The organism is Microbacterium sp., assembly GCF_030149085.1.
Lineage (GTDB): Bacteria > Actinomycetota > Actinomycetes > Actinomycetales > Microbacteriaceae > Microbacterium.
The window spans coordinates 1-4,492 of sequence record NZ_JASBSF010000130.1 but is presented as its reverse complement, the minus strand read 5'-3'; the positions used below and the strand labels follow the sequence as shown (position 1 = coordinate 4,492).

Sequence of the window (4,492 nt, the reverse complement as noted above, 5' to 3'; positions counted from 1 at the left end):
GCACCGCGACCTGGTGCTCGGTGCCGAGATCACGAACAAAAACCTGCTGCGCGCCATCCGGCACCTCGCGTGGATTCTCGTGCCCGGCCAGCGCGCTCAACCCATCGACTACCGTCACCTCGGGGCGGAGGAACTCGGCGGCGTGTACGAGTCGCTGCTCGAACTCGTGCCGCGCGTCGATCTCGACACCCGCCAGTTCTCCCTCGCCCATCTGTCGGGCAACGAGCGTAAGACCACGGGCTCGTATTACACACCACCCGCGCTCGTCTCAGCCCTGCTCGACGCATCCCTCGACCCCGCGCTCGACGAGGCCGTCGCCGCGGGCCACAGCCCCGCCGAGCGTGAGGCGAACCTGCTCGCGGTCACCGTGTGTGACCCGGCGAGCGGTTCCGGCGGGTTCCTCGTCGCCGCCGCCCGCCGCATCGCGCGCCGCCTCGCGCAGGTGCGCTCCGATGAGGACGAGCCCACGCCCGAGGCCGTGCAACGCGCCCTGCACGACGTCGTCGCCCGGTGCATCTACGGGGTCGACATGAACGACCTGGCCGCCGAGCTCGCCAAAGTATCCCTGTGGCTCGAAGCCCTCGAACCCGGCAAGCCCCTCGGCTTCCTCGATGCACGCATCCGCGTCGGCAACAGCCTGTTCGGCACGACCCCGGCCCTCATCGCGGGCGGCGTGCCTGATGCCGCGTTCAAAGAGATCGAGGGCGACAGCAAGATGTTCGCCGCCGAGGTGCGCAAGCGCAACAAGAACGAGGCGACCGGTCAGGGCCTGCTGTCGTGGGCCGACCCCGACGCGCTGGCCGCCGCGAACCGCCGCGAGCGAGCGTTGCTGCTCGCCCCGAGCGACGATGTCGACGACATCCGCGCCCGGGGCGAAGCGTGGGACGCCTATCTCACGTCCGACGCTCGCCAGACCCTCAAACGGCAAGCGGATGCCTGGGCCGCCGCCTTCGTCTGGCCCCTGCACGACGGCACCCCTCTGCCGCCGACCACCGCCGTCGTCCGCGCGATGCTCGACGACGATGTCGCAATGCAGTACCCCGACACCGTGGACGGCGTGGACCGGCTCGCCAGCGAATACCGGTTCTTCCACTGGCACCTGGAGTTCCCCGAGGTCTTCGGTGCCACCACCGGCGACGGGCTCGGCCCCGAGGGCTGGGCGGGCGGCTTCACGTGCATGCTCGGCAACCCGCCGTGGGAGCAGATCGAACTCAAAGAGACGGAGTTCTTCGCCGCGCGCGACCCGGAGATCGCGAAAGCGACCGGGGCGAAGCGCAAGTCGCTGATCGCGAAGCTCGCCACCGCCGACCCGATCCTCGATAAGGAATACCGGACGGAGAAGCGCGCCCTCGATGCTCTCCGTAAGTTCGTGTCTACGGGACGCTATCCGCTCACCGGCCGTGGGAGAGTGAACACCTATTCGGTCTTCGCCGAGCTCTTCCGGGGACTCACGGCTCCACAGGGGAGGTCAGGAGTCATCGTTCCCACGGGAATCGCGACGGATGCCACCACGCAGTACTTCTTCAAAGACCTCGTCGAGACGGAATCGCTCGTCGCGTTCTACGACTTCGAGAATCGGCGGAAGCTCTTCTCAGACGTCGATTCACGGTTCAAGTTCTGCATCCTCAGCACGAGCGGTCGCACGCTTCCCGCTCCGTCAGCGTGGTTCGCGTTCTTCCTGGACGACCCGCGGCAGATCGAGGTCTCCCGGTTCAGGCTCACGCCCGACGAGATCATGCTCCTCAACCCGAACACCGGCACGGTGCCAATCGTCCGCACCCGCCGCGACGCCGAGATCACTCTCGGCATCTACCGCCGCGTGCCCGTGCTCATCAACGAGAACGACCCCATCAACGGCAACCCCTGGGGCGTCTCGTTCATGCAGGGCCTGTTCAACATGACGAGCGACTCGCACCTGTTCCACACCCGCGACCAACTCGAGGCCGACGGCTGGACCCTCGCCGGCAACGTCTTCGAGCGCGGCACCGATCGGATGCTCCCGCTCTACGAAGCGAAGATGGTTCACCACTTCAATCATCGATGGGCAACGCAGGACGGAAAAGACTTCCGAGACGTCACGGACGTCGAGCGGGCGTCGGCAGATTTCGAGGCGCTTCCCAGATATTGGGTTGACGCAGGCGAAGTGAAATCCGCGGGCGGCACCGAGGGGCCTTGGTTCGGCTTTCGCGACATCACCAACGCGACGAACGAGCGAACGATGGTGAGCTCGATGTGGCCAACATCGGGCGTGGGTAACAACCTTCCGATTGCGACTTCGGCGTTCCAGGGCTGGATCCTGATCGCGGTTCTCAGCTCGTTTGCTTTCGACTTTGTCGCGCGTCCAAAGGTCGGTGGGAGTCACATTAACTTCTTCATCGCGAATCAGTTGCCCGTTCTACCGCCTACGGCCTTCGAGGGAAGTGTTGCTTGGTCGTCACCGACGAGCCGAGTGAGTTGGATTTCGTCACGGGTCGCCGAACTTGCGTATACGTCTTGGTCCATGAGCGACTGGGCCACGAAGATCGGCGATCGTGGAGCTCCCTTCATTTGGAACCCAGAGCGACGACGACACCTTCGCGCGGAACTCGACGCAGCGTTCTTCCACCTCTACGGCGTGCATCGCGCCGATGTTGACTACATGCTGGATACCTTCCCCATTGTCCGAAGGAGGGACGAAGCCGAGTTCGGGGAGTACCGCACGAAGCGTCTGATCGTCGAGAACTACGACAGGATGCAGGAATGCATCGACACCGGCACTGAGTTCGTGTCCACGCTCGACCCCGCGCCGGGCTTCGGCCCGCGGCATCCCGAAAGGACGACCGATGCCTGACGAGAACCTCTACGAGCGCGGCAGCGGGGCGAACCCCGCGGTGGACGAGGCTGCCTGGCTCATTCTCGGCCCGGCGCTTCGTGGAGAGCGTTCGCCGATTCTGGAAACCGAGCCGACCTGGACGGCCGAGGCGGCTCGGACGCTGCGTGACCTGATCACCGGCGACAACGCTGACGAGGGGCCGCGGAAGTTCCTGAGCAAACTGCAGGATCAGCTCGTGGCCGCACCGAACACCGTGATCGCTCTCGCCGCCGAGTTGCTGTGCGTTCAGGTGCTGCCCCTGAGCAACATCACGCCCGAGACCAAGCGCACTCGGGTGAACACCGTGCTCTCGTGGGCGAACCCTCCGCTGCACCTGCCCGCACCGATCGATTCGGCGTTGGGGGCTGGCGGAACGTTTCATGGCGGAGCCGGCTTCAATATCCGTATCTGGCAGCAGGTCGTCTGGCTCACCCAGTTCATCGAAGAGTGGTGGGCGTCCCCCTTCGAGGCCCGCCAGCGGGCCCTGCGGGATCCGTGGGCGTTCCGAGACCTCACCGACCGGGTTCAGGGCGGGTGGGAACCCGCGATGCGGACCTCGCTGCTTGCGCTGGTGTGGCCCGGGTACTTCGACAGCGTCGTCAAGGAGGCTGACCGTCAGCGCATCCGGGCCGCGTTTGCGCACCACCTCGGGCCGTCCGGGGACGCCGGCGACGCAGACCTCGACCACGACCTCTGGAGGATTCGTGAGGCCGTCCAGGAGCCCGGGCAGCCCCGCGTCGATTGGTACGCCGAGCCCTACCTGAGCGCATGGAGCGGTCTCGCCGCGCCGCGCAAGCATGCCGAAGGGCGCCGCGCCTGGCTGGTGCGCACGGGCCAAGGCGGTGCGCAGCTCGCTGACGCCTGGCGAGACGACGAGTTCGTGTCGCTCCCGGCGACGAACCTCCGGCTCGAGCTTGAGACCGCCACCGAGGCCTCCATTCGCGGTGCCGTCGACGCCGGGTACACGCACCTCGATTACGCGCAGCGGCTGCAGCTGACCCAGGCCGACCAGGCGTTCATCCTTCGGATGGACCCGGACGACATCGTGCTCACGCTCGTCGCAGACAATGCGCAGATCGGGTATGTCTCCGGCGACCCGTCCTGGAGCGACACCGAAGGATCGCGCCTACGCCGGACGGTGGAGTGGCTCCCTGAGTTGGTCGCGAAGGCGGAGCTGCCCGAACCCGTGCCCGGCATGCTCGACAAGCAGGGTGACGTCGTCGAGCTGACCGCGGGTCTCGACGCGCTCACCGCGCTCGTGGAGCGGCTCACCGACCGCCCGGTCGACGATGACGTGGTCGAGCCGGACGACGACACCGCTCGCATCCCGGCTGCTATCAGCATTCCGTCCGCCACGGACGATCTCGCGGCGTCGCTGCACATGCCGCGTGAGGTGCTACAGGAGTGGCTGGACGTGCTCGACGACCGGCGCCAGCTCGTGTTCTACGGGCCGCCCGGCACGGGCAAGACGTTCGTCGCCGAGGCACTCGGTCGGCACATCGTCGGCAGCGACACGAACCACCTGCGCACCGTGCAGTTCCACCCCTCGTACGCGTACGAAGACTTCTTCGAGGGGCTGCGGCCGACGGTCGAAGACGGGAACGTCACCTATCAGGTCGTCCCCGGGCCACTACGCAAGCT

Annotated in this window: 2 protein-coding genes; both read left to right on the top strand. The window is 66.6% G+C overall.

Annotation, left to right across the window (positions count from 1 at the left end):
• Positions 1–2,830: DNA methyltransferase (locus Q1V87_RS05405; RefSeq protein ID WP_300591173.1), on the top strand; the 2,830-nt coding region annotated here is incomplete at its 5' end.
• On the top strand, positions 2,823–4,492 hold a 1,670-nt coding region (locus tag Q1V87_RS05400; RefSeq protein WP_300591171.1), incomplete at its 3' end, for an AAA family ATPase. The genes Q1V87_RS05405 and Q1V87_RS05400, both read left to right, overlap by 8 nt.